Raw genomic sequence first — 23918 nt, forward strand, 5'->3', positions numbered from 1 at the left:
CGGCGGCGCCGCTGCGACCGGCGAGATCACGCTGTCCATGGCCCTACATCTGCGTGGCCAGGACCCCAGCTGCCGCGCCCGCGGGCGCGACCTGTGCAGCGCTCCTTATGATCCTTTAACATCTAAAACTCTAAAGTGCTAGGAAGCTAGATAAATGGAGCAGCCGGTGATCGAGTTCCATCTGGACGGCAGGTCGGGTGTTTCGCCGTACCTGCAGCTGGTCCAGCAAGTACGGCAGGCGCTGCGGCTCGGCGTGCTGCGCGAGGGCGACCAGATGCCGACCGTCAAGGAGGTCGTGGCCCACTTGGCGATCAACGCCAACACCGTCCTGAAGGCCTACCGGGAACTCGAGCACGAGGGCCTGGTCGCCGCCCGGCCGGGGGTGGGGACGTTCGTGACGGCGACGCTCACCAACGCCTCGCTGGCCGCGCACGGCCCGCTGCGGCTGGAACTGCAGCGCTGGCTGGCCAAGGCCCGCCGGGCCGGCCTCGACGAGGAAAGCATCGAGGCCCTGTTCATGACCACCTTTCGGACCACCGCTCAGGAGGACATAGCGTGAACCCCGTCTTACAGGCCCAGGGGCTGGGCCGGAAATACGGCAAGCACTGGGCGCTGCGTGAGTGCACCATCGACATCCCGGCGGGCCACGTCGTGGGGTTGGTGGGTCCCAACGGAGCCGGCAAGACAACGCTGCTGAAGCTGGCCAGCGGCCAGCTGGAGCCGACGGTGGGCGGCATCACCGTGCTGGGCGGCCGTCCCGCCGGCGGCCCGGCGCAGTTGGCCAGGGTCGGGTTCGTCGCTCAGGACACTCCCGTCTACGCCGGGCTGAGCGTCGCCGATCACCTGCGACTGGGAGCGCGGCTCAACCCCCGCTGGGACGCCGCCATGGCGCGCGACCGGATCGCGCAACTCGGTCTCGACCCCGCCAAGCGGGCAGGCAAGCTGTCGGGCGGCCAGCGTGCTCAGCTCGCCCTCACCCTGGGCCTGGCCAAGCGGCCCGAACTGCTGATCCTGGACGAGCCGGTCGCCTCACTCGACCCGCTGGCCCGCCGCGAGTTCCTGCAGGGACTGATGGAGGCCACGGTCGAGCACGAATTCAGTGTGGTGCTCTCCTCCCACCTGGTCTCGGACCTGGAACGGGTGTGCGACTTCCTGATCGTGCTCGTCGACTCTCGCGTCCAGGTGGCCGGGGAGGTCGACCAGCTGCTGGCCACCCATCACCGGCTCACCGGCCCGCGCCGCGATCCCGACCGGCTCCCGGCCGATCAGCACGTGGTCTGCGCGCGCCACACCGACCGGCAGAGCACGTATGTGATCCGCACCGACGCGCCGATCCACGACCCCGCCTGGACGGTCACCCAATTCGGTCTGGAGGACCTCGTCCTGGCCTACATGGACAAGCGCACCGCGGACCAGCGAGTCGCGCTGGAGGTGCAGCGATGATCTGGCTGACCTGGCGCCAGTTCCGCGGCTCGGCCGCGACGATGGGCGCCCTGCTCGTCGTCCTCGCCGCCACCCTGGCCCTGACCGGCCCCGGTTTGGCGTCCGACTACTCCGCCGGGATCGCAGCCTGCACCCAGAACGGCACCTGCGGCCGCTTCTACGACCACTTCTTCGGCGGGCACGACACCGAGTTCATGGCCCTGACCCTCGTCGTGCTGCTCCTGCCCGCCCTCGCCGGGCTCTTCTGGGGAGCACCGCTGATCACCCGCGAGCTGGAGGCGGGCACGCACCTGATGGTGTGGAACCAGAGCATCACCCGCAGCCGCTGGCTGGCGGTCAAGCTCGTACTCATGGGCCTGACCGCCGTGGCCGCCGCCGGCCTGTGCGGCCTCATGGTGACCTGGTGGTCCGACCCTCTGGACAAATCAGCCGCAGAGAACCTGGCTCTGATGGCTCCCCTGGTGTTCGGCGCGCGCGGTATCGCCTCGATGGGGTATGCGGCCTTCGCCTTCGTCCTCGGCGTGACCGTGGGCATGCTGGTGCGCCGCACGCTGCCCGCCATGGCCCTCACTCTGGCCGTCTTCGCCGCGTTCCAGCTCGCCATGCCGCTGCTGGTCCGGCCCCACCTGGCGCCCCCGATCACCTCGGCCTTCGAGCTCGGCGAGGCGAACGTGGACGGCATCGGCATGAACCGGGACCGAGGCGGATATGTAGAGATCCACCTGAAGGCGGCCGTTCCCGGTCACGCGGGTGCCTGGGTCCTGTCCTCCAACCTGGTCGATCCGTCCGGGCGTGCGCTCGGCACCGATGGCGGCTCCGCCGCCGCCCAGATCTCCACCACGTCAGGCCCCTGCGCACCGTCGGCGGGCGCCGGGGACAGCTGCATAGTCGAGATCAACCGGCTCGGCTATCGGCAGCAAGCGACCTACCAGCCCCTTGAGCGCTTCTGGCCCTTCCAGTGGATCGAGACCGGGATCTACACCGTGCTCACCCTCGGCCTGTCGTGGTTCTGCTTCTGGTGGATCCGCAGGCGTCTGTCATGACCGTCATCAGGATCGCGGCCGCCGGGCTCGCCATCGCGGCGGCGGCGGCCTGCTCGGCGCCGACGCCGCCGCGCAGCCAGGTGAGCACGGCAGCCGGTACGGTCTGCGCAGCGCCCCGGAAAGTCCCCGACGCGGAGACGGCCACCACGATCGACATCATCGAGCAGGCCTATTTCTGCATCCTCGGCAACTACTACAGCGGCGCCACGTTGGATGCCCGCTCGTTGCTGAGCGCCGGATTCGGCGCTTTGACCCGAGAGCTCAACCGCAACGGCCGCGACGTGCCCGAGGCGGGCATGCCGGCGCTGACCGGTGACCGCAAGGCCGACTGGACCGCTTTCGAGGCCGCCTACCGCAAGACCACCGATCAGGTCCCCGACCTTCGCGACAAGCTGGCCGTCGTCACCCTCGAGGCCATCGTGGCCGGCCTCGGCGACAACCACGCCCGCTGGACGCACGACGTCAAGCGACCACCCGACTACTACGACGGCGACGGCTACGGCCTGGGTTTCCTGGCGAACGTCAACGGCCCACAGGTGGAGGGCAACCCCGGCATCGCCCTGCCTCCGCTGTTCGTTACCACCGTGCAGGGCGGCGCGGCGCAGGCGGCCGGGCTGCGTCCGGGCGACATCATCGAGTCGGTCAACGGATCGGCGCCCTTCATCGACGGGAAGGCCACTCCCGCGATCGCCGCCCTCTACCCGGTCTACCCGGAGGCGCGCCCGGTCCGGTTACGGCTCCTGCGACAGAGCACCGGCCGCCGCTGGAGCGTGACGCTCAAGCCTGGCCTCTACCAGCGGGATCTGGCCGCCCTGCAAGTGGTGACCTCGAAGCTGCTGGACGACGACATCGCCTACGTACGGCTGCGCGGGTTCGCTCCCGACTCCGCGAACAGGGTCTTCAGGGCGATCTCCCGACTGCGCGCCGTCCGGCCCCTGTCCGGCGTCGTGCTGGACCTGCGCGGCAACGGCGGCGGCAGTCCCGTGGAGGCGACCCGGCTGGTTAGCGCGTTCGGCCACGGAAAGGTCACCGCCTACCAGTGCACCGTGGACGGCAAGTGCGAGACCTCGCGGACCGACGACACCGTCGAGCTGCTCAACCTGCCGCTGATGGTGCTCACCGACCGCAGTTGCGCCTCGGCGTGCGAGCACTTCAGCTCCGCGGTCAAGGACCTGCGCCTCGGCCGGCTGGTCGGCACCAGAACCGCCGGCGTGATCTCCGGCCCGTCACAGCCGTACCTGCTCGGCAACAACACCAGCCTGAGCTTCCCCGTCAAGCACCACCTCGGGCCCAACCGCGAGGTGATCGACCGGATCGGCGTGCCGCCCGACCACCACGTGCCCCTGACCCCGCAGGACGCGGCCGACGGACGCGACCCGGCGCTGGCCAAGGCCCTGACCTTGCTGAACAAGTGAATGGACCTCCCGATGAGACAGATCCTGGCAGTCGCCGCGGGACTGGTCGTCCTGGCCGCGTCCGCCTGCTCCGTGCCCACGCCACCCCGGTCCGCCGCACCGTCGGCCACGCCGACCGGCCCCGCCACCCTGCCCGCCCCCACCGGCGCCCATCCGGTCGGCACCACCGCCCTGTACCTGAAGGACGCCTCCCGCCCCGATCCCTGGAACCTCGACGTCGACGCCAGGGAGCTCAAGGTCACCTTGTGGTACCCGACCGAGCAGCGAGACGGGCGGCGGGCGCCGTACATGACACCGAAGGAATCGGAGCTCGCACTCAGGCGTCTGGGGGTCGCGGGCGTGCCGGACGGCACGCTCAGCGGGACGCGCACCAACGCCATCGCCGACGCCGAACCCGCGGGGCGGAAGCTGCCACTGGTGGTGCTGTCCCCCGGCTTCACCAATCCGGTGAACACGCTCACGTCCCTGGCCGAGGACCTGGCCAGCCGCGGGTACGTGGTGGCCGGGATCGACCACACCTACGAGAGCTACGCCACGACCCTCCCCGGCGGACGGGTCGCCGAGTGCCTCGCCTGCGACAGCGACACCGACCCGGGCTTCGGCACGGGGGTGGTCGCGGGACGGGCGGCCGACGTCTCCTTCGTACTCGATCAGCTGCCATCGAAATGGCATGGTTCTGACCTGATCGACCGCTCCGAGATCGCGATGGTCGGCCAGTCGATCGGCGGGGCGAGCGCCATGGCGACCATGGTGAAGGACTCCCGCGTGCGCGCCGGCATCGACATGGACGGCACCACCTACGCCCGCATCCCCAAGAGCGGGTTCTCCCGGCCGTTCATGTTCCTGGGTTCGCCGCAGCACGTCCCCGGCGGTCGCGACACCTCGTGGGAGCGCGACTGGAAGCTGCTGACCGGGTGGAAGCGCTGGCTCGTGCTGTCGGGCGCGGAACACCAGTCCTTCACCGACGGCCCGCTGATGGCCGACGCCCTCGCTGTCACGCCCGCCTCCAGCGTGCTGCCGGCGGCGCGCGCTGCCGAGCTCACCCGTTCCTACGTGGCGGCCTTCCTCGACCAGCATCTGAAGTCGAAGCGGCAGCCCCTCCTGGACAAGCCGTCCTCGCGCTACCCCGAGGTCAAGTTCTGCCCCGCGACCTGCGGCCAGTCCTGAGCTTGTTCTTCATCGTCCGGATCGTGGCGCTGAGCGGCGGTTTGATCGTTTCAGGGCTTGAGCTGCGACCGACGGCGTTGTGGGCCGGGGTGGGCGGAGTCATCGCCGCTTGCAGGTCGCCGCGCCACAACGGTCAGCGGGGCCGCCGGCGGGCGGCGGGGTCGAGCAGTCTTGGACAAGCACGTGCTCCTGGCAGCCGAAGTGCGTTGGCAACATCTCGGCTACCAGGAGCCCGCTCCTCTCCGCAGGCATCACTCAAAGACGCCGTCGTCATTCTCAGTGCGGGGCCGGCGGGCCGTAGCGGCTGAGGAACGTCGTGACCGCTTCCTCGCGCTGCCGCGCGAGCTCGCCGTCTTCCGGCGGTTCGGAGTGCGCCGCGAGCGTGAGGCGGTTGAGCGGGTCACCGAGAACCAGCCAGGTGAACTGTTGCGCCGCCACGAGCGCGTCCTCGGCTTTGATCAGACCCCTCGCCGCCAGGGCGGCGAGCGCGTCGGCGAGCAGATGAGTGTTCCGGGTCCAACTGCGTACGACATAGTCGGCGGCGACGTCGGGGAACCGCGCGGACTCCGTGGCGACCAGCGATCGCATGCGCAGCACCGGCTCGCTCAGCACGCCCGTGTGCAGTACGTGCGCGAGTCGCAGCAGGCCGGCCCGGATGTCCGTGGACTCCGTGAGCGCTTCGGTGTGTGGTCGCATGGCGTCGTAGCCGCGGTCGACCCAGTCGCGGACCACCGCCGCGTACAGCCGCTCCTTCGAGGGGTACTCGCGATAGAGCGTCTGTTTCGAGATCCGGGCCTGGGCGGCCACCTGATCCATCGTCGCGCCGGGATATCCCCGCGTGAGGAACACGTCGCGGGCGATCGCCAGCAGGTCCGCGCCGCCACTGCCTCCCGGGCGCCCGCGTGGTCGCGGCCGTACCTCTGCCGACATCCACCCTCCTTAGTACTTGACAGTACTATAACCCAAAAAATATAGTACTTTTCAGTACTGAAAGGGGCACCAAGATGCTTGCGCTGGGAATCGCCCTCGCCGCGGTCGCGGCCTTCATCGTCAGTTCCGTCTACTACGCCCTGGCCACGCCGTTCGAGCGGCGCCGGTTGGGTGCCGCGGCGCTCGACCGCGGACGGCCCGCACCGTGGAAGGCGGCCGTGGAGTTGCTGCGCACCGCCCTCGTCGCCGGCGTGTTCGCCTGGATCGCAGCACAGGCCAACCTGCTGGGTTGGCCCTCGGCGATGTCGCTGGCTTTCGTCGCGTGGCTGGGCTTCCCGCTCATCCTGCTCACCGGCTCGGTCCTGTGGGAGCGCGTGCCGGTGGTCACCGCCGCGCTGCATGCAGGGGACTGGCTCCTGAAACTGCTGCTCATCGGCGCCGTGCTCGGCATCCTGCACTGACAGCATGACGACAACCCGAAAGGACCCCATCATGAACGCCGACCACACGAAGCCCGGACCGCTCGACCGCGAGTTCACCGCCACGCTCGTGCAGAGCCCGGCCAAGGGCGGATGGACCTACGTCGTCATGGCGGACTCGGCTGCCTACTTCGGCACCCGCGGTCTCGTCAAGGTGACCGGTACGGTCGACGGCCATCCGTTCACCAGCGCGTTCATGGCTCTCGGCGACGGCACCCACAAACTCCCCATCGCCGCCCCGCTACGCCGCACCCTCGGCAAGGGCGCCGGGGACATCGTGGCCGTACGACTCATCGAGCGTCTCTAGTCCCTGGACGATCTGTTCCAAGGGGTGGCCGACACGAAGTGAGGCGCCGGTGGATGGCACAAAGAACCTTCGCCTGGCCGGGTCGCCGCCGCAGGCTTGTGCGGATCTACGAGCGCGGGCCCCAGCCTCACAAAGCCCTGATCCAGTGGGCAACGTCCATCCGACGGCCCGCGAACTGGCCGGTCAATCACCCCATGGCTGCTGAGGCGACCTTCCACCCCCTGCCGGAACTTTGCCGCCTGGTCCGACGCGGCAAGACCCTGGAACTCTTGGTTACCCGGCCCTGGCGCCGCCCGGGATGGATGCCGAGCCGCGCAAGGGCCGCCATGCCTTCGAAACCTGGCCGCGTATTGGCCGCAAGACGCCGTAGAGCACCGTTGATCGACGCAGACGGCCGAAGACAACGCGAGAGGCCCGTCACCACGTTTCCGCTGGTGACGAGCCTCTTCCCGCTGGTGTGGCAGGTGCAAGGTTCGAACCTGCGTAGGCCGAGCCGACGGTTTTACGGCCGACCGACGGTTCAGCCACCGAGTGCTCTACGACCTGCGCTTCTGCCGTCCGCGGCACCGACAGCCCCGCACTTCATTGCGCACATATCCCGGATCGATCATGTGTTCGCTGCGGAGATGGCGGCACGGGCTCGGCCTTGAGCCTGACGTGGTCACAATCCGAGGCAGAAGAAAGCTGCAACTGCCGCACCCGGCCGTTCATATCTGGCAGGTCAACGGCCCACGGTCCTCAGAGCGCCCGGTGGATGACATGACCTTGACCCTGTTCGACAGATTGGAACCCTACGCCAAGGTGATCGGCGCGGTGGCCGAAGAATTAGCTCGGCATGCCCATCTCGGACCAAGCGGTAAGCGAGTAGCTGCAAGATCATCGCGAGGCCTGCCGGACGTAAGGACTCCGTGAGAAACGTCGGCCTGGGCGGTGCTTAGGCTGATCATGACATCGCCCCGTGCGTGCCCTCGAAGGGAATCCTCAACATGCGTCGATCCCTCCGCCGTGCCATGGCCATGGCCATCGCCCTGATCGCGACCACGTCGTTAGGCCCGCTCACCTCGCCGCCAGCCGCCGCGGCGAGTCCGGAGCGCCTGCGTATCGTCCACCTCGGCACCCTCGGCGGCACATGGAGCATCGCCCGAGGGATCAACAATCGGGGCCACGTCGTCGGCGACAGCCCGCTGGAGTCAGGGGTCAGCCACGCGTTCCTGTGGAAGAACGGCACGATGACCGATCTCGGCACGCTCGGTGGCGAGACCAGCTTCGCCTCCGGAATCGACGACGACGGCCGCATCGTCGGCTGCAGCGAGCTGCCCTCGGGCCAGTGGACTCCCTTCCTCTGGCACAAGGGCAAGATGAAAGACCTCGGCGCGCACGGCGCCCCCGGCTACTGCGCTGCCGCGGTCGCCAACGGGCACATCGTCGTCACTTTCGCGCCCGTACCGGGCTTCGCCGAATATCGCGCCTTCCTGCTGTCCGGTGACGTCAAAACCGCCATCGACCGCCGTCCTGGTCTGACCGCCAACGCCGTCAACGACCACGGCCAGGTGGTCGGCGCCGACAACTACACCGTCAACGACGAGGGCTTGCCGCTGTCGACCTACCAGGCGTACCTGTGGCACAACGGCACCGGCCGCGAGCTGGGCACGCTCGGCGGGATGAGCGCCCCCAACTCGATCAACAACCTCGGCCAGGTGGTCGGCAACTCCGACACGACCGACGGCCACCGTCGCGGCTTCTTCTGGGACGGCTCCTCCATGACGGCCCTACCCCTGCCCGCCGATGCCTCCGACTACGCCGGTGCCGACGCCATCAACGACCGCAGCCAGATCGTCGGTGGCTACATCAAGGCTGATGACCGGTACAACTTCGCCGCCCTGTGGGACTCCCCCACCACCCAGCCCCGCCTCCTACCGCTGCCCACGGATGCGCGCGTAACCAGCTCCCAAGCTTTCGACATCAACAACCTGGGCTGGATCGCCGGCTCCATCACCTACTACTGGAACACCGGCCGCGGCACCCAGGCTGTCATCTGGCGCTGACCAAGTGCCCGGAAGAGGGGCTGCCGCGCTTTCCGAGGCGGCCGTACCGTCCCAAACTAACCGCGTCTCTGCCGTGGACGGCCACGCCCGAAGGTTCCTCGCGGCCGTCCGCCGGCACAGCGGGCGCGGGGCACGAATGCAGGCGCTCTTCGGATGCATGCACTTCGCCGCCCTACGCCTGGAGGAAGCCGTGGATCTTCACCGTGAGCATCTGGTGAGTCTTCCTGACGGCGGATGGGAGAGATGCGGCTCACCAACGCCGAGCCACGCACCGGAAGCCGCTGGACGAACAACCGCCAGCCGCGGGAGCGCCACGCGCTCAAGCATCGGCCGGACGGGAAAGCCGTACGGTACCCCTCCACCCAGAGCTGGTCACCCTGCTGCGTACGCACGTCAAAGAATTCGGCATGGGCCTCGGATCACGGCCCTTCACCTGGGGCAACGCCGCCAGGCCCATCCCGCGTATATCCCGTGACCAGCGACAAACGGCCGCTCAGAGCGGCATCTGGCTGCATACCCCTGAAACGCAGAAGAGGCCCCGAAGGGCCTCTGAACTGCTGTTGCTGCTGGTGGCAGGTGCAAGGCTCGAACTTGCGTAGGCTGAGCCGACGGTTTACAGCTCGTAGCCGTTCCATCTGAGAGATAGCTTCCGACCCGCGGCGGGGCGGTATTCCGCCACCCCTATGTCCAAGGTCATTGCACGTATATTGCACAGCGCTCGCGGGGGAAGCACGTGGACCTCCTCCTGAGCTCTTTGATCTTGAACTGTTGCAGTTCGGTCAGTTCTATCCCGGGAAGGCCGCGTGGGATGCCTGTGCGGCTTCGAGCCGAGAAATCGCGTGATCTACCTCGAAGTCCCAGCCCACCACTCGCGCTCCTGACCAGTTGATCCCAACCAGCAGGCCATCCCTCTTGAGATGAGGCAGCCACTCACACATCCAGTCGTCAACGTCGATCTCCCGGGGCTCCATGGCAGCATAGGCGGGAGCCGTCCGGATGATCTTTTCCGCTCGGGAACGCGAAGACCAGAACGGCATGCTCCTTCGTCCACTCGGAGTCATCGGAGCCGGACAGCCGCTCTCGTCCTGAACTGTCCACACTGTGCGGTGGGATGCGACATCGCGAAAGAACGCCGCCGCCTGCGCCCCGCTCTGACTCATGCCGATACGGTACCTACGGCGGAAGTTACGCGGAACGCACGCCCCTGTTCTCTGATCATCCTGTCTGCCGTCGACCCGCGCGAAGGGGAAAACGCGCCAGTGAACCGCGCCGGGTTTGTTGGAGACCGGGTTATGTGGCTGGGGTGAGAGTAGCTGAGTTGATCTCTGCGCGGTAGAGGGCTTCGTATTCGGCGGGTGGAAGGTCCTGGCAGGCGCTGTGGAGTCGGCGGTTGTTGTACCAGTCGACCCATTCCATGGTGGCGAGTTCGACGTCGTCCAGGCCCTTCCACGGGCCGCGGCGGTGGATCAGTTCGGTCTTGTACAGTCCGATGGTGCTCTCGGCCAGGGCGTTGTCGTAGCTGTCCCCGCGCGAGCCGACCGAGCTGACCGCGCCGGCGTCGGCGAGCCGGTCGGTGTAGCGGATGGATAGATATTGGCAGCCGCGGTCGGAGTGGTGCACCAGCCCGTTCAGCGTGTCGGTCTGGCCGCCGCGGCGCCACAGGGCCATCTCCAGCGCGTCCAGTGGCAGGTCGGTACGCAGGTGGTCGGTCAGCCGCCAGCCGACGATCATCCGCGAGTAGACGTCGATGACGAACGCGGCGTAGACGAACCCGGCCCAGGTGTGGATGTAGGTCAGGTCGGCCACCCACAGCCGGTTCGGCGCCGGCGCGGCGAAGTCCCGCTCGACCAGGTCGGCCGGCCGCGGACACAGCGGCTCAGCGATGGTGGTGCGGCGCTTGTGATCGCCCCGGACCGCGCCGGACAGCCCTAACCTGCGCATCAACCGGGCGACCGTGCAGCGGGCCACGGCCACGCCCTGGCGGTTGAGCGCCTTCCACATCTTGCGCACCCCGTACACCTCGAAGTTGTCGTTCCACAGCCGGATGATCTCGGCCGACAGCTGCTCGTCGCGTCGCTGCCGGGCCGAGGGCGGCCGGTTGCGGGCCGCGTAGTACGTCGCCGGCGCGAGATCGAGCACCTGGCAGATCGGTTCGACACCGAATTCGTCGCGGTGGGCGTCGATGAAGGCGACTATCTGGGCGGTCGGGGGTCGAGTTCCCGGGCGAAAAAAGCGGCCGCCGACTTCAGGATCTCATTGGCCCGGCGCAGTTCACGGATCTCCCGTTCGAGCTCGGCGATCCTCTGCGCATCGGCTGTCGAGGTGCCCGGCCGCTGTCCTCCGTCGACCTCGGCCTGCCGGACCCAGCTGCGCAACGCTTCGCGGTGGACGCCGAGCTGCTGGGCGACCCGGGCGATGGCGCCTGGCGCGTTGCCGGTCTGCTCGCGGACCTCGAACACCATCCGCACCGCGCGCTCACGTACTTCCTGCGGGTACTTCCTGGGGGCTGGCATCGCGTGTGATTCTCCCTTCCGCCAGCACGATCATGCTGGCTTCAGGGCCTCCAAGAAAGTCGGTGCGGTTCATTGCCACTTCCAGCCCTTCCTACCTCCCGACGCACCACGCGTGGTCGCTGGCCTTGGCGCCAACCAACAGGGCGCCATGGTTGTACGGTGGCCGCCATGGACGCGTCATATGCCGCTGATGCTCGCAGGATCTGGGCGACCCATGTACCACGGCGAGGCCAGGCGGACACCGTCCAAGGCGAGTTGCTGCGTGCAGTCGAGAAGCTTCGGGTCACGTCCACGGACGTGGTGTATGAATCGATCTTCGCGTGATCCTGTATCTGCAGGTTAAGCGGTCAGTGTCTGCGGGATCGGGGCCGGGGTGGATGTGTCGCCGGGGACGCATCGCAGGCGGGCTTTGGCCAGCACGTCCAACCCCATGTAGCGGCGCGCTTCGACCCACTCATCGCTCTGCTCGGCCAGCACGGCGCCGACCAGCCGGACGATCGCGGCTCGGTCGGGGAAGATGCCCACCACGTCGGTGCGGCGGCGGATCTCCTTGTTCAGCCGTTCTTGCGGGTTGTTCGACCAGATCTGGGTCCAGATCTCGCGCGGGAAGGCAGCGAAGGCCAGCAGATCCTCCCGCGCGGCGTCCAGATGCTCGGCAGCAGCCGGATGCTTGGCCTCCAGCGCGTCCAGCACCCAGGCATGCTGAGCGCGCACCGAGGCGGCGTCGGGCTGATCGAAGATGGTCCGCACCAGCGTGGCCACGAACGGCTGTGCGCTCTTGGCCACACAGGTGAGCAGGTTGCGCAGGTAATGGGTCCTGCATCGCTGCCAGGACGCGCCTGCCAGTACGGCGCCGATCGCCGAGACCAGACCGCGGTGACAGTCGGAGATCACCAACTGCACGCCGGACAGGCCGCGGGCGACCAGGCCGCGCAGGAACGCCAGCCAGCCCGCGCCGTCCTCGCCGGTGGTGACCTCCAGCCCGAGGATCTCCCGCCGCCCGTCGGCATTGACCCCGGTGGCCACCAGGCAGTGCACGTTGATGATCCGGCCGCCTTCACGCACCTTCTGCGTCAGCGCGTCCAGCCAGACGAACGTGTAGGAGCCGGCGTCCAGCGCGCGGGTGCGGAAGGCTTCGACCTGCTCGTCCAGGACCTTGGCCATCTGGCTGACCTGGCTTTTGAAGATGTGCTTGATGCCGAGTTGCTCAACCAGCTTGTCCACCCGCCGTGTCGAGACTCCGAGCACGTAGCTGGTGGCCACCACGCTGATCAGAGCCTGCTCGGCGCGGCGGCGGCGCTCCAGCAGCCAGTCGGGGAAGTAGGAACCTGAGCGCAGCTTGGGGATCGCCAGTTCCACGGTGCCGGCGCGGGTGTCCCACTCCCGCCGGCGGTAGCCGTTACGGGCGTTGGTCCGCTCGTTGCTGCGCTCGCCGTACGGCGCTCCGCACAGGGTGTCGGCCTCGGCCGACATCAACGCCTCGGCCATGGCCTTGACCATGGATCGCAACACGTCGGGGTCATCGGTCTGGATCTGCTTCGCCAGCCACTGCTCAGGCGTCACACTGTTGTCTGCGGCCATCGCTTCGATCTCCTTCGTTGTTCGCACTCGAAGGATCACGCGATGGCCGTCTCTGTTTCACGGCCGCCACGCTTGTGACCAGGTCAAACTCGTACACCACTCCCGTGGACGCAACCAGCTTCGAGATGAGGCGCAGCGCAACGGCAATATCAACTGGGACGAGCACCATGAACGTCTCCTGGCCTACCTACGCGAATCGCTCATCAGGTCAGGGCTGTTCACCGAGGAGATCTTGGCGGAATTGGCCATGGACCTGGATCGTCTGGCCGACTTCGAACATCCCATCACCAACGACGCACCCTTCGACCGCATCACGTACCGCGTCGTGGACTGGTGCCGCGCCCAGCCCGAGCCGGTTCGGCATGAGCACGATCTGCATCTGCAGCGATAAGCGTCGCCTCGCCAGATCGGCAGAGATCAGCCACGTTCTCCGGTGAGCCAGGGTGAGGAACGAACCCTGGCTCACCGGTCGCCCCCAACCACGTATGGCGGCCACACATCTTCCGCAGTGAACGGGAAGGCGTCGTAGCTTCAACGGCCTACACCGAGGTCTGGCAGGCCGCCCGCCTTTTGGCCTTCACCCCGCGCAGGTCGCCTCCCCGCTCGCCAAACGCCCGTACGACCTTCGGCACGCGGCAGTGTCCCTCTGGCTCAACGTGGGCGTCTCCGCCCCGGGCGTAGCCGAAAGAGCCGTCCACGGCGTCGATGTCCTCCTGCCGGTCTACGCCAAGTGCATCGACGGCCAACAGGACATCGCCAACCAGCGGATCGGCGAGGCCCTCCCCACATGACCCACACAGCCACCGCCCCGAGAGCCCCGGCCCACCACCGGGGCTCTTGCTGTGGGCTGCGCTGAATAGGCAGTGACTTGAACCTGCGGCCCCTTGACCCGCAGTCAGGTGCGCTACCAAGTTGCGCTACAACCTGAGCACAGGACCCAGAGGGCGCACTTACGCTCGCAAACCGAGCCCCTACCTGGGGAAACACGCTCAAGATCATTGCACGTATTGGTGGACCAGCGACAATGGGCCGATCACGGCGGCATCTGGTTGCACACCCCTGAAACGCAGAAGAGGCCCCGAAGGGCCTCTGACCTGCAGCTACTGCTGGTGGCAGGTGCAAGGTTCGAACTTGCGTAGGCTGAGCCGACGGTTTTACAGTCCTGCCGCGATCAAGCGCTGACCTGGCCATACGCCTATGACGCCTTCAGCTTGGCCGCGTATTGGCCGTGCGCAAGCCTAGAAACGACCGATAAGGCGCCGGCGCCGAGGCATCGCTACTTCAGCCCAAGCATGGCACGACGCTGGGTCCTGGATCAGTTATGGCAAACCCGCACATGCCGGGCGTGGCTGAGGCACCAGACCTTAAAGGGGAAGTAAAGTCTTATGGGTGAGCAAAGAGCCTCCGTCATCCGACCTAGCCCGCACGGTGGCAACGGAAGTTACTGGCGAGTCGCTCTTCCGATCAATGAGGGCGGACAGCGACGGTATGCCGCGGCTAGCCCGGAACGACCTTGGCGTACGGTGGGACGAAGACATCGAAAAAGATGAAGAGGACCACGTGCATCCGACAAGTGGCGGCATGAGCGTTGCTCCGAGGGATCCCCGCAACCTCCCCCAGCACCGGCGCCCCCTAGAACTAGGAGGTACCAGCAAGCATCCGGTGTGGCAGATCGACGAAGGAGCACTCCCCGATGCCCTCATCTATCGGCAAGACAAGCAACATCATGGTCTCATAGAACCAGCTCACACAATGTTGTGGAGTGACTACGAGACGGCGCTCGCAGAAACGAGGACACTTTGGAAGCAGCATGGCTGACGAACTTTCGGTGATACCGTCCGCGCTGTCATCGCTGCTGCGCGAGCTCTCTTCACCTGATACGCAAAGCGGAACTCTCTACCTTCATTTGCGCGCTTTGCAACACTTGGGCCTCAGCCAGTCAGATCTAAGGGTCCACATAGAGCGAATTAGAGCTATCAATGATGTTACCACCGACGATCCTGACGTCGAAGACAACGCGCTTTTGGCACTTGACATGGTAACGGCAGGCACAGCTCGATATGCGCTCAGGTGGGATGCCGCAGAGATTGTCAAAATACTGCTACCCCAAGTTCTCAGTCGCAGCGACATTGCAACGCGCATGCGCACCGCGCTTACTGCGAATAATATGCTACCTCCCCGACCAGAGGGAGACGTCCCAGACGAGATATTGACATTGATAAGCGAGCAAGCCTGGAATCGAATTTCGAATTATGAGAGCGAGCCTCAGCCCGTAGACTTTTTCCGAGTTCCGAAGACAGGCATGACCTCACGCCCAGCAGCTCTCCTGACGCCAGAGGACCGGCTTATATATGAAGGTCTGGCAAGCAGGATTTCGGCGAAGCTAGATAAGAAGCTGCCCCCAGAAGTAGCTTGGCCTAGAGGAGAAGATTCAGAAGCTCCTCATCTAGAATTTGCAGCTAAACCAAAGACATGGCAACAAGCCTACGTTGTCGTCACCGATATCGACAGTTTTTACGAGTGCATCGACCATTCTGTTCTTGCCAGCATGATCGATACACACTTTTCCCCGGCAACTCGACTCCCAGAAGCGCTGGAGTCATTTCTCAATGTGGTCATGCGATCTTCCAGCGGTCTGCCCCAGGGCCCCCCGGCAAGCGATATACTCGCATCCACTTATCTCCTAGAAGTTGACACCAAAATGGCAGAGCAGGAGTGGACCTACGCTCGATATGCGGACGACTACCTTATAAGTGTGAACTCAGTCTCGGACGGCAGGCAGCGAATAGAGACACTGGAGTCAGCACTACAAAGCCTGGGCTTGCGGTTGAACACCTCAAAAACGAAGGTAATGCGCCGCGAGAAATACCTCCAGTCCCTCACGTCCTCCTCTCCACGAATAGAACGATTTCGCCAATCGATCCGGCGGATCCTAGTGGAGCAGCTTAGGTCTTCTGAAGACCCACATGATGTCGACGAGATTCTCACCAGAGTCGGAGCGGACGAGGAACGTATTTGGGATCTCCTATACCATCAATCGACTACGATTGATGAAGTCATCGAAGAGATAAGAGAGCTACTACTTCCTCCTCTTGCAGACGCGTATGCAGAGTATCTGAAGCGATCAGCGATTCGTCTGCGCCGCGGCATGAACCTCCCGAACATGCCTGATCTCGAAAGGGATCTTAAGGAATGCCTAACCTTCCTTGCAGGCGCACGACAGATAGTCGACCTGAGCGCTATAGATCAAGTATTCAGATGGTTTCCGCGCCTAGCCCCTAATGTAGCTTCTTACCTCAAGACCATCGTGGACCAATCTCCGCATGAGGTAGCCAATTTCCTCAACGACTGGCTAACGTCGAGATCTGAGTCTGATTGGGTTACAGCGTGGATTTGCCATGTGCCGGAAGCAGTCCCAGGATCCATTCCCGACTCGGTACTCTATAATTTGCGAAGCATTGTTAATGACGAACGGTATGGACTATTGACGAGATCTGCAGGCGTGCGTGCTCTGGCGGCTTCTCGAAGACTCGATCATGAAACATGGCGCAAGATTCTCACTGACGCGTCTCCTGCGGTACGTTCAGAACTGATCTTCGCGCGGATGGCAAGTCCAGAGAAGTATCCCGCCATGATGGATGAGGTGGATTAGAGATCGTCGCCCCCGCACTCTCCTTAAGCGAGCGCGCTCTAACTACTAGTGTTCCGTCGTGGTTACATCATGTTCTTGTTGGAGAACCCCATGGCCTTGAGCCGTATTGCCTAGGTCCTCGGCTTTAAACGACCCCAACTTCCCGCTATATGAGTTCGCCGAGACATGCGGTGTCAACACCAGCACTCGAAGCGGCCGTAAGGACAGCGGCATCGAGGCGGGTATCCGCAAGAGGCGTAACGGCACTTACTAGCAGCCAGGAGTGCGCGAAAGTCCTTCGAGGCTCCTGTTCTTCCGTTCACGAGGAGGCTCCGGCGGGAACCTAGAGGGAAACAATCATGCAAGAGCAGCTGGTGAGTCTATTGGGTCGGGTCAGCAGGTAATGGTTCCGATGCGGTCCTCACCACGGTGGAAGGATCGTAGATGACAGGCATCCAACTCCGTGCTCGACGCAAGAGATCTTGATGAGAAGGATAGGACTCTGCTCTCGCTCGCACCTGCGCAGCCTTGATGCCTGTCTCAAGCAGCAAGGCTGTGGAGACAACCCAGTAGAGAGTCCGCAGAAGGATCACTTGCTCTCGCCACTCATCCCTGTCGTCCGCAGTGGCGCCCCGCGGTACCTGGTGCGCGAAGCCATTGCGAACATCCTTAATGCGCTGCTCCCACTCGGATCTTGTTTCGGGGCCTGTGGCACCTTCGATCGGACTGAGACCAGCAATGTTCGGAATCGCTTCCCGAGTGAGGTCGGTTAGATACCTCAGTCGTTCTGCATAGGACGGTTCGTCCATGTGCATGAGCGCTTCATTCACGCGTGTACGCAGCTCTTCTGGTACGGCATCCCTCGCGCATCGACGCGCTCTGTCCTTCTTCGAGCGGCTTATGACACGCTCCCTTGGCCTCAGCCGGCGGTGCAGCCCTTCAGCGGCGGCCGCCATCTCAAGCAGCTGAATAGGCAAGGGACGTCCGGGCGAGATCACGGCCTCGGATACGAGCGCGGGGATGGGTGATAGCGTCGCACAGACCTCTAGCCACCGCCCGATATGGTCGAGCGTCAACCCATCACGGGTGAGGAAAATTTCGTACGCGCGGAGGGGACTTTCGCTCGGTTCAACCAGGAGCGGATGCGTAACGTCCACCCACTCCCCGTCATCCTCTCGAAAAAGCTTCAGCTCAACGGGCGGGCACGGAACACCGACCGCCATGGTCAGCAGCTCCGTCACGGGCGCAACGAAGCGGCGCCACCATTGGTCAACGGTGTTTCCCCCTGGCTCGTGGAGCCTCAATTCGGCCGAGCGCTTGAAGCCAGCACCGTGAACGTCCGGCTCGTTCAATGTGATCACCGCATCGAGAGTCAGCTCGGCTCGGTCCGCCACCCTGACGGCTTCTTCTTCGTGTCTTTCGTATCGGGCGGCTACTTGGCTCCAGTCTTCAGCAAGGTCCAACTGGATTCCCGGTAGGTTCGCCCAAGAGTCGAGATGCCTAAGCCGGAGCCGAGCCATGGTGAAAGTTGCCTCCGCGCCAGACTGGTGCGGACCCACGAGCATGTACTCAGCCCGGAACCGTTGTTCTCCAAGGTCGGGAACCACTCCGCCGATGACCTGCTCCATCCCGGCGCTGGAAGCCCCAACCAGCGTCACGCGCCGGGACGGACCCCTGAGCATGCCCTGGATCACGACATTGTCGCTCGCCTGAATCTGGTCAGTCGGCTCCTTTATGACGTATGGGGTACCGTCCGCCGAGACTCCTCGTGACATCACCCGCATCTCGGGGATAAGTGGGTCAGCCAGGTAAAGAAGGGGCCGCCGCCCTGAGAGATCTAGCCATCCGCCCACAGTTCTTTCGCGGGACTCCGGCAACCAGAATCGACCGGATCGTCGCGTGTTCTTCTCTTGGACCACACCAGTCACGGTATCGGCGAGCGGCCGCTCCATAACACCCATTTAGGGACAATGGTCGAAAGACGTGCCAAGATCGCGGCCTGTGAAGAGGCGTCGCTAACCCTAGGCAGTGTGGCGAGTGCAACCGGTTTGAGCGCTGCCGTGGCACGCGCCCGTTAGAACTTCTTCGGTATCGGACCTGTTGCCTAGGGCTGGACAGCATCAGAAGCATCGGTGCCGCCCTCGTGGCTCACCGCAGGTTGGCAGGCACCATGCGATGTAGAGGAGGGCGTGGGGTAACCCCCTAACCCGCAGAATCCGCGAAACCCGCGCGAAGGGCGCTGTAGCAGGTCATGGTCATACCACGATGCTGTCCATGACTCATCACACCTCCAGCGGATCGCCGCAGAAATCCGCAGAAAGGTTGGGTGGCGGTCACTCCACCTGATGATCCTATCCGAACCTGCCGAAGAAGCAGAGGCACCAACGTCTTAGGCGGCGCCAAGCCGAACTTGCGCCAAGGGACGCCAGTCCCAAACCGTCTCCGGGCCATCCTGATTGACGATATGCATGCTGCGGATGGTTATGTCTCGCTCGGGGAGTTGCTTGCCGAGCGCCTCGATGATGGGAGCTGCTGGGCCATCAGCGCTGCTGTAGGCAACCGTGACGTGCGGTATCCATGCTGCATGAGCAAGAGCGCCATCACGGCCAGTGGCCGCCCGTGTGGCGAACTTGGCTGCTTCCAGCAGGGGTCGAAGACGGTCCGCGGGCCGTGCCTCCAGGACCACCGCCTCTGGGTGATAGAGCACACGCCCAAGGGAGACAGTGATGGACGCGATCCGGGAGAGTTGAGCCGTAGCCTCCTCCTCCATCACGTTGACCTGGTGATCGGTGATCTCATGCGAGTAGCCGGCGACCAACGTGGTGAGGTGGATGAACTTCTGCGGCACCAGATCGAGGCCGGGCAGGCCGGCCAGGCGGTCGTGAGCCTCTTGGACGATGGCCCGTGCTTCGGGGTCCTCTCCCAGGAGGATGTGCCAGTAGAGCTGGCCCTGGCCTGGCGGCAGCATGAGCGCTCGTCGCTTCTCCCAGCGGTTCACCATCCGCGTCGGCAACGGGCTCACGCATCCTCCTCGACAGGGGCGGGCAGAGCCCGAGCGGAGTTGAACGTCTTGATCTGCTCGCGCAGCGTGGTCACCATATCCGAGCCGCGGAAGCGAGGGGCGGCCAATCGAGCATCCATCCGCACCAGGTAGTTGGTGATCGTGGACAGGCGGTGTTCGGGCGGTAGGGACAGGGCTGGCGTCACCTGTTCGGCGGCGGCGTCCAGGTCCTCCATCATCACGTACGCGATTCCGGCGCCGAAGCGGACTTGTGCCCAGGTGCCAGCCACCCAGGGAGCGCCGTTGGCCCATGCGTCGTCGGCCGCCGCTGCCGCCTGCAGTGCTGCGGCATGGTCGCTCGCTTGGAGTGCCACCGACAGGGCGTACAGCGCCCGCCTGGGTGCTGGGCACGACCAGGGCGTCACGCCGGAGTCGCCGGCCACGGCACCGGCTGCCTCGTCCGCTCGGTGAAGGGCTGCTCGGGCTCGGTCGAAGTCGCCGAGCAGGCTCGCGGCGTTCGCTTCCTGGCTGGCGAGGAGTACCCGCAGGGGTGTGGGCGGGCTGCATTCGTAGCCGCGTCTGGCCGCGTCGGCAGAAACCGCGTACCGGCATCGCCACCGCTCGGTCTTGGCCTGGGCGCTCAATGCCGCCGCCTCACTCGCGCCGGCCTCTTGCGCGGACAGGAGAGCGGCCCTGCCGTGGACGATGGCTGATTCGTCGTCGTACAGGTCGCCCAGCAGGATGCAGGCGTGGGCGAGGAGTTCGGCGTCGATCCGGTACAGCTCACGCGTCTGGTGAAGCCGCTGCTTGCCACCCCGCAGGAGCGCCAGCACTCGCCGGTGCAGGCGCAGCACATCGGCGAGCAGTGGCGCGGGTGCGGTCTGGGTATGGCGCTGCGTCAGGTGGTAGCGGGTCTCGTCAATCATGGCGATGGTGCTGTTGCCGACGTTGGTCTGCTCGATCCAGGCCGTGTGCTCGATCAGGCCACCGCTCGTCGAGAGCGTCCCCACCAGCTCGCCGTCATGGTCGAAGAGAACGGCCTCGTCCATGCCGAACACGCGGCAGTACAGCAAGGGGTAGGGGTCCTTCGGGCGGCTGTTGCCCGCTTCGTGGTCTTTGATCCTGCGGACCACCGACTCGAACTCGGGCAAGGCGATCTCCTCGCCCGCCGCCTGGAACAGGTGTCTGGCCAGTTGCTTCTGTGACCAGCCGCGCTGACGTCGCTCATCGCGAATGCGTTCGGCCCACCGGGGAGTTCTGGGCTGTTCCAGCATGCCGTCGCACCTCACCACCGAGTTGGGGGACACGGTCGCCGCCCCCAGTGTCCCCCAATCACATCTGTCTACGCGTCGTTACTCAGCGTTGTGATGGATTCGTGTACTGGGACACGAATCACCTAGACGCCGACACCAAAGCCGGGCTGGACGAGCTGCTGAGGGCCACTGCTCAGAGCGTTCGGCAAGCCTCCGCACTGGCGGCGCTCATACAGGACTTGCGGGACCGCCAGCTCTCCGTACTGCGCGGCACCTATCCGGCGTGGGACATCTCCCTGGAGCTCGACTCCACGGAGAGGCTGTGGTGGACCGCCGTGCCGAACCGGTCTCTGACCATCGAGCTGGTGGCGGAGGGGGTGATGCGCATCGTCAGGTGCGAGGACGCGATCGCACTCGCGGCGGCCTTGGTCTGGCAGTCGACTCTGATCGGCAACGTCGAGAACGCTGCAGGACCTCCGCACATCCATCCGGCTCGCCAACTGCAGGGGCGGCCGGCATGACGTCGACGCTTGAGCAGGCATGTGAGCTTGATCTGCGCGGTGCGTACAGGCGCTTCTACGTCTGGTGCGACGCCACAGGTCTATGGCATGCCAGGCCGCTGCCCAAGCTGACGGCCGGCGAAGTCGCCTACGGCGTCCTGCGGGAGCTGGTCGCTGACTCACCTCTGCAGCTCGCCTACAGGTGCACCTGGCAGCGGAGCCGTCGCAAGGTCTACCGGTACGTGAGGCAGTACGGCGCAGGGGAACCGGAGCATGACCCAGCCTCCTGACGAGCCCGTACCTGAGTGGGAGCCGTACCTGCGTCCTCCGAGGGACCGCATCCGGATCACGGAGACCTCATGTTGCGGTGCTCTTGAGTGGGCCTGCCAGGGCGGACAGTTCCTGATCCTCCGGCGCACCTCTACAGGCCAGTACGAGGAGACGGCCAGGGGGTTGTACCGGCATGCACGGTCCGTCTGGGAGGCGCTGCTCATCCTTCACGAGGACGAGCACAAGCGGAAGGTGCGGGCTCGGATGGCTGCTCGTCCCAAGCAGCGTGGCCGGGCAGTTCCGGGGAAGGCCACGTGAACCGCCACCAGAGCAACTCCCTTGGAACAAGAGAGCTGATCCAATCTGCGGTGTTCCGCGGCAAAGTGCGAGCCGCCGTGGCCGCGATGGCCAGCGAGGGGGCATGGGCTTGGATGCTGGGATGGAGAATTCTGCGGATTCCGCGGCAAGCCCGCCAAGATCGACGCCTGTCACCAGCGTGAACAAGCTGGTTCCGTACGGCGTCCCCTCGCCGCGCGTAGGGAAGACCAAGGGGAGACATGGTCTGCGAAGCTTCGCCAGTGGCCATGTCCCCCGCCCTACCCTAGAGACACTGTGCCTCGGCGAGGGAGCGCGATGAGCAAGGCGAAGGACGCCCGTATCTACGTCCGAATTGCAGACGACATCCGCAATCGCATCCTCCAGGGTGATCTGCCAGCCGGTGCGATGCTGCCCTCCGAATCCACCCTCGCCAGCACGTACGGCGTGGCGAGAGGAACCGTCCGTCAGGCGGTCGCCGAGCTGGAACGCTCGGGGCTGGTGGCCAGCGAGACCGGCCGTGGCCGGCGCGTTAAGAGCGAGGACCCCACAGCCCCGCGGGCAGCAACAACACAGTACGAGTCGATCGCCGAGACGCTCCGAGGGCGCATCGAGAACGGCGAGCTGGTGCCTGGCCAGCAGTTGCCCGGAGAGGCCGCAACAGCGGAGGAGTTCGGGGTGTCGAAGGGCACGGCCCGCCAGGCGCTGCAACTCCTGGCCGGCGAACGGCTCATCACAGCCGTCCACGGCAAGGGCTGGTTCGTCGGCGGCCCCGAGCACGCGCAAACCCGAGCCGACGCGGTCGCCGCCGAGTTCCGGCAGGACATCTCCACAGGCAAGCTCGCTGTGGGGTCCGTCCTGCCCGGAGAGAACGCACTCGCCCAAGAGCGCGGCGTCGGCCGCATCACCATCAGGCGCGCCTTCGCGCTGCTGGAAGCGGAAGGAGTCATCGAGAAAAGGCCCGGCATGGGCCGCGTCGTCAAATCACGAGCCGAAGGTGACACGTGACCGTATCCCAGACGCCCTCGATCCCCTTCACCACCACCGAAGCACTGGCGACCCTGCACGAGACCTGCGAGAGCGCAGGACTGGCCAGCCAGGACGCCCGCCTGATCCGCCTCGGCGAGAACGCTCTGTTCGCACTCCCCGCCGAGCAGGTGGTCGTGAGGATCGCGCGCAGCGTCGAGGTGCTGGACGACGTACACAAGGAAGTAGCCGTCTCGGCCTGGCTGAACGACTCCGGGATACCGGCGGCGAGAACGACGGCCCACGATCAACCACTCATCGTCAGAGGTCACCCGGTAACGCTCTGGCACCTCATCCCCGACAGCGGCTCGCCCGCGACCCTCGACGACCTGGCCGGCGTCCTGCGCGAACTCCACGGCCTGGCCGTCCCCGCCGACCTGGAGCTGCCGGCGATGGACATCCTCAGCCGCGTCTCCGAACGCATCAACGCGGCGTCCGTCCTCACCGACGAGGATCGAGAGTTCCTGCTGACACGGCGACACGAGCTGCAATGCGCGTACGACGAGCTGGCCTTCCCTCTCACGCCGTGCGCAGTTCATGGGGACGCGCACAACGAGAATCTCATCAGAACCGTCGACGGAAGGGTCCTGCTCATCGACTTCGAGCGCTTCGCATTCGGCCCACCGGAGACGGACCTCGCTGTCACGGCCATCGAGCACACCGTCGGCTGGGGAACGCGCACCGAATATGACCGGTTCGCGGAGCGGTACGGATTCGATGTTCTGGCCTGGGAAGGCTACCCGGTGCTCAGAGACATCAATGAGCTGAAAATGACGACGTGGCTCATGCAGAACGTCAACGAAGACGCGGCCATAGCCCGGGAGTTCCGCAATCGCATGAACTCGCTACGGAATCCCGACGCACCTCGCCGCTGGCGTGCTTTCTAAAGTCGATGTCCTGGGCCGGGAGATGACCGCCCCGCAGGCGCGCAGTACGGGTGCCACTTACTCGAAAATCAAGGTCGATGTCCGGGGCTCACGTGCCGCATCCGACATGTTG

At 65.4% G+C, this 23918-nt stretch carries 21 protein-coding genes and 1 other annotated feature; of the genes, 14 read left to right on the forward strand and 7 right to left on the reverse strand.

Going from position 1 to position 23918, the window contains the following annotated elements; genetic code table 11:
- Nucleotides 1–166: 166 nt before the first annotated feature.
- Genes ACNF49_RS01765 through ACNF49_RS01785 form a run of 5 tightly spaced genes read left to right on the forward strand, consistent with a single transcriptional unit; the run spans nt 167 to nt 5068 of the window.
- A complete protein-coding gene (locus tag ACNF49_RS01765) occupies nt 167–559 on the forward strand; it encodes a GntR family transcriptional regulator (RefSeq protein WP_357966670.1) in 393 nt (130 codons plus the stop codon).
- On the forward strand, nt 556–1443 hold the full coding sequence (locus tag ACNF49_RS01770) for an ABC transporter ATP-binding protein (RefSeq protein ID WP_482942599.1): 888 nt from the start codon (nt 556–558) through the stop codon (nt 1441–1443). The genes ACNF49_RS01765 and ACNF49_RS01770 overlap by 4 nt, the downstream gene beginning before the upstream one ends.
- Nucleotides 1440–2486: an ABC-2 membrane transporter-related protein gene (locus ACNF49_RS01775; RefSeq protein WP_357966665.1), complete on the forward strand. Its 1047-nt coding sequence runs from the start codon at nt 1440–1442 to the stop codon at nt 2484–2486. Before ACNF49_RS01770 ends, ACNF49_RS01775 begins: the two co-directional genes overlap by 4 nt.
- Complete coding sequence (locus tag ACNF49_RS01780) at nt 2483–3901, forward strand: S41 family peptidase (protein WP_482942600.1); 1419 nt, start codon at nt 2483–2485, stop codon at nt 3899–3901. The genes ACNF49_RS01775 and ACNF49_RS01780 overlap by 4 nt, the downstream gene beginning before the upstream one ends.
- 12 nt (nt 3902–3913) lie before the next feature.
- Nucleotides 3914–5068: an alpha/beta hydrolase family protein gene (locus ACNF49_RS01785; protein WP_482942601.1), complete on the forward strand. Its 1155-nt coding sequence runs from the start codon at nt 3914–3916 to the stop codon at nt 5066–5068.
- A 276-nt stretch (nt 5069–5344) separates the two neighbouring features.
- On the opposite strand, the gene ACNF49_RS01790 is transcribed toward ACNF49_RS01785, so the two are convergent.
- Nucleotides 5345–5998, reverse strand: coding sequence for a TetR/AcrR family transcriptional regulator (locus ACNF49_RS01790; RefSeq protein ID WP_357966657.1), 654 nt, complete (start codon nt 5996–5998; stop codon nt 5345–5347).
- A gap of 74 nt (nt 5999–6072) precedes the next feature.
- Between ACNF49_RS01790 and ACNF49_RS01795 the strand changes: the two genes are divergently transcribed.
- The 3 genes from ACNF49_RS01795 to ACNF49_RS01805 all read left to right on the forward strand — a co-directional run bounded on the left by ACNF49_RS01795 (nt 6073) and on the right by ACNF49_RS01805 (nt 8829).
- Nucleotides 6073–6459, forward strand: a complete 387-nt coding sequence (locus tag ACNF49_RS01795) for a DUF1761 domain-containing protein (protein WP_357966654.1) — start codon at nt 6073–6075, stop codon at nt 6457–6459.
- A gap of 4 nt (nt 6460–6463) precedes the next feature.
- Entirely contained in the window at nt 6464–6784 is a 321-nt protein-coding gene (locus ACNF49_RS01800; protein ID WP_482942602.1) for a DUF1905 domain-containing protein, read from the forward strand.
- Between the two features lie 1016 nt (nt 6785–7800).
- A complete protein-coding gene (locus ACNF49_RS01805; protein ID WP_357966650.1) occupies nt 7801–8829 on the forward strand; it encodes a hypothetical protein in 1029 nt (342 codons plus the stop codon).
- A gap of 785 nt (nt 8830–9614) precedes the next feature.
- Here the strand turns inward: ACNF49_RS01805 and ACNF49_RS01810 are convergent.
- From ACNF49_RS01810 to ACNF49_RS01820, 3 genes are all read right to left on the reverse strand, one after another.
- On the reverse strand, nt 9615–9989 hold the full coding sequence (locus tag ACNF49_RS01810) for a DUF2750 domain-containing protein (RefSeq protein WP_482942603.1): 375 nt from the start codon (nt 9987–9989) through the stop codon (nt 9615–9617).
- A gap of 130 nt (nt 9990–10119) precedes the next feature.
- Nucleotides 10120–11342 (reverse strand): IS3 family transposase gene (locus ACNF49_RS01815; protein WP_482939532.1). Its coding sequence is split into 2 segments (ribosomal slippage): nt 10120–11063 and nt 11063–11342, totalling 1224 coding nucleotides; the frame shifts between segments, so codons are not numbered across the junction.
- Nucleotides 10951–11064, reverse strand: a sequence feature (AL1L pseudoknot). It overlaps the preceding gene by 114 nt.
- Before the next feature lie 339 nt (nt 11343–11681).
- Entirely contained in the window at nt 11682–12923 is a 1242-nt protein-coding gene (locus tag ACNF49_RS01820; protein ID WP_482942604.1) for an IS256 family transposase, read from the reverse strand.
- On the opposite strand from ACNF49_RS01820, the gene ACNF49_RS01825 reads away from it, so the two are divergent.
- The 3 genes from ACNF49_RS01825 (at nt 12910) to ACNF49_RS01835 (ending at nt 16575) form a co-directional block, all read left to right on the forward strand.
- A complete protein-coding gene (locus ACNF49_RS01825; RefSeq protein ID WP_498701839.1) occupies nt 12910–13314 on the forward strand; it encodes a hypothetical protein in 405 nt (134 codons plus the stop codon). The two genes, ACNF49_RS01820 and ACNF49_RS01825, sit on opposite strands and share 14 nt — an antisense overlap.
- 1097 nt (nt 13315–14411) lie before the next feature.
- Nucleotides 14412–14741 (forward strand): Tse2 family ADP-ribosyltransferase toxin, encoded by a 330-nt coding sequence (locus tag ACNF49_RS01830; protein WP_498703780.1) that lies wholly within the window; start codon nt 14412–14414, stop codon nt 14739–14741.
- Nucleotides 14734–16575: an RNA-directed DNA polymerase gene (locus tag ACNF49_RS01835; RefSeq protein ID WP_482942605.1), complete on the forward strand. Its 1842-nt coding sequence runs from the start codon at nt 14734–14736 to the stop codon at nt 16573–16575. The genes ACNF49_RS01830 and ACNF49_RS01835 overlap by 8 nt, the downstream gene beginning before the upstream one ends.
- 359 nt (nt 16576–16934) lie before the next feature.
- Here the strand turns inward: ACNF49_RS01835 and ACNF49_RS01840 are convergent, their stop codons facing one another.
- The 3 genes from ACNF49_RS01840 to ACNF49_RS01850 all read right to left on the reverse strand — a co-directional run bounded on the left by ACNF49_RS01840 (nt 16935) and on the right by ACNF49_RS01850 (nt 20829).
- Entirely contained in the window at nt 16935–18515 is a 1581-nt protein-coding gene (locus ACNF49_RS01840) for an ApeA N-terminal domain 1-containing protein (RefSeq protein ID WP_482942606.1), read from the reverse strand.
- 428 nt (nt 18516–18943) lie between these two features.
- Nucleotides 18944–19576, reverse strand: coding sequence for a 2'-5' RNA ligase family protein (locus ACNF49_RS01845; protein ID WP_482942607.1), 633 nt, complete (start codon nt 19574–19576; stop codon nt 18944–18946).
- On the reverse strand, nt 19573–20829 hold the full coding sequence (locus ACNF49_RS01850) for a helix-turn-helix domain-containing protein (protein WP_482942608.1): 1257 nt from the start codon (nt 20827–20829) through the stop codon (nt 19573–19575). Before ACNF49_RS01850 ends, ACNF49_RS01845 begins: the two co-directional genes overlap by 4 nt.
- Before the next feature lie 101 nt (nt 20830–20930).
- On the opposite strand from ACNF49_RS01850, the gene ACNF49_RS01855 reads away from it, so the two are divergent.
- The 3 genes from ACNF49_RS01855 (at nt 20931) to ACNF49_RS01865 (ending at nt 23806) form a co-directional block, all read left to right on the forward strand.
- A complete protein-coding gene (locus tag ACNF49_RS01855; protein ID WP_482942609.1) occupies nt 20931–21329 on the forward strand; it encodes a hypothetical protein in 399 nt (132 codons plus the stop codon).
- An 882-nt stretch (nt 21330–22211) separates the two neighbouring features.
- A complete protein-coding gene (locus ACNF49_RS01860) occupies nt 22212–22901 on the forward strand; it encodes a GntR family transcriptional regulator (protein WP_482942610.1) in 690 nt (229 codons plus the stop codon).
- Nucleotides 22898–23806: a phosphotransferase family protein gene (locus tag ACNF49_RS01865; protein WP_482942611.1), complete on the forward strand. Its 909-nt coding sequence runs from the start codon at nt 22898–22900 to the stop codon at nt 23804–23806. The genes ACNF49_RS01860 and ACNF49_RS01865 overlap by 4 nt, the downstream gene beginning before the upstream one ends.
- Nucleotides 23807–23918 lie beyond the last annotated feature (112 nt).

It is taken from the genome of Actinomadura sp. ATCC 39365 (genome assembly GCF_054392275.1).

Coding starts and splice junctions, on each gene's coding strand:
- ACNF49_RS01775 (WP_357966665.1), top strand. CDS start 1,440: ATGATCTGGCTGACCTGGCGCCAGTTCCGCGGCTCGGCCGCGACGATG.
- ACNF49_RS01780 (WP_482942600.1), top strand. CDS start 2,483: ATGACCGTCATCAGGATCGCGGCCGCCGGGCTCGCCATCGCGGCGGCG.
- ACNF49_RS01785 (WP_482942601.1), top strand. CDS start 3,914: ATGAGACAGATCCTGGCAGTCGCCGCGGGACTGGTCGTCCTGGCCGCG.
- ACNF49_RS01790 (WP_357966657.1), bottom strand. CDS start 5,998: ATGTCGGCAGAGGTACGGCCGCGACCACGCGGGCGCCCGGGAGGCAGT.
- ACNF49_RS01795 (WP_357966654.1), top strand. CDS start 6,073: ATGCTTGCGCTGGGAATCGCCCTCGCCGCGGTCGCGGCCTTCATCGTC.
- ACNF49_RS01800 (WP_482942602.1), top strand. CDS start 6,464: ATGACGACAACCCGAAAGGACCCCATCATGAACGCCGACCACACGAAG.
- ACNF49_RS01805 (WP_357966650.1), top strand. CDS start 7,801: ATGGCCATCGCCCTGATCGCGACCACGTCGTTAGGCCCGCTCACCTCG.
- ACNF49_RS01810 (WP_482942603.1), bottom strand. CDS start 9,989: ATGAGTCAGAGCGGGGCGCAGGCGGCGGCGTTCTTTCGCGATGTCGCA.
- ACNF49_RS01820 (WP_482942604.1), bottom strand. CDS start 12,923: ATGGCCGCAGACAACAGTGTGACGCCTGAGCAGTGGCTGGCGAAGCAG.
- ACNF49_RS01830 (WP_498703780.1), top strand. CDS start 14,412: ATGCCGCGGCTAGCCCGGAACGACCTTGGCGTACGGTGGGACGAAGAC.
- ACNF49_RS01835 (WP_482942605.1), top strand. CDS start 14,734: ATGGCTGACGAACTTTCGGTGATACCGTCCGCGCTGTCATCGCTGCTG.
- ACNF49_RS01840 (WP_482942606.1), bottom strand. CDS start 18,515: ATGGGTGTTATGGAGCGGCCGCTCGCCGATACCGTGACTGGTGTGGTC.
- ACNF49_RS01850 (WP_482942608.1), bottom strand. CDS start 20,829: ATGCTGGAACAGCCCAGAACTCCCCGGTGGGCCGAACGCATTCGCGAT.
- ACNF49_RS01860 (WP_482942610.1), top strand. CDS start 22,212: ATGAGCAAGGCGAAGGACGCCCGTATCTACGTCCGAATTGCAGACGAC.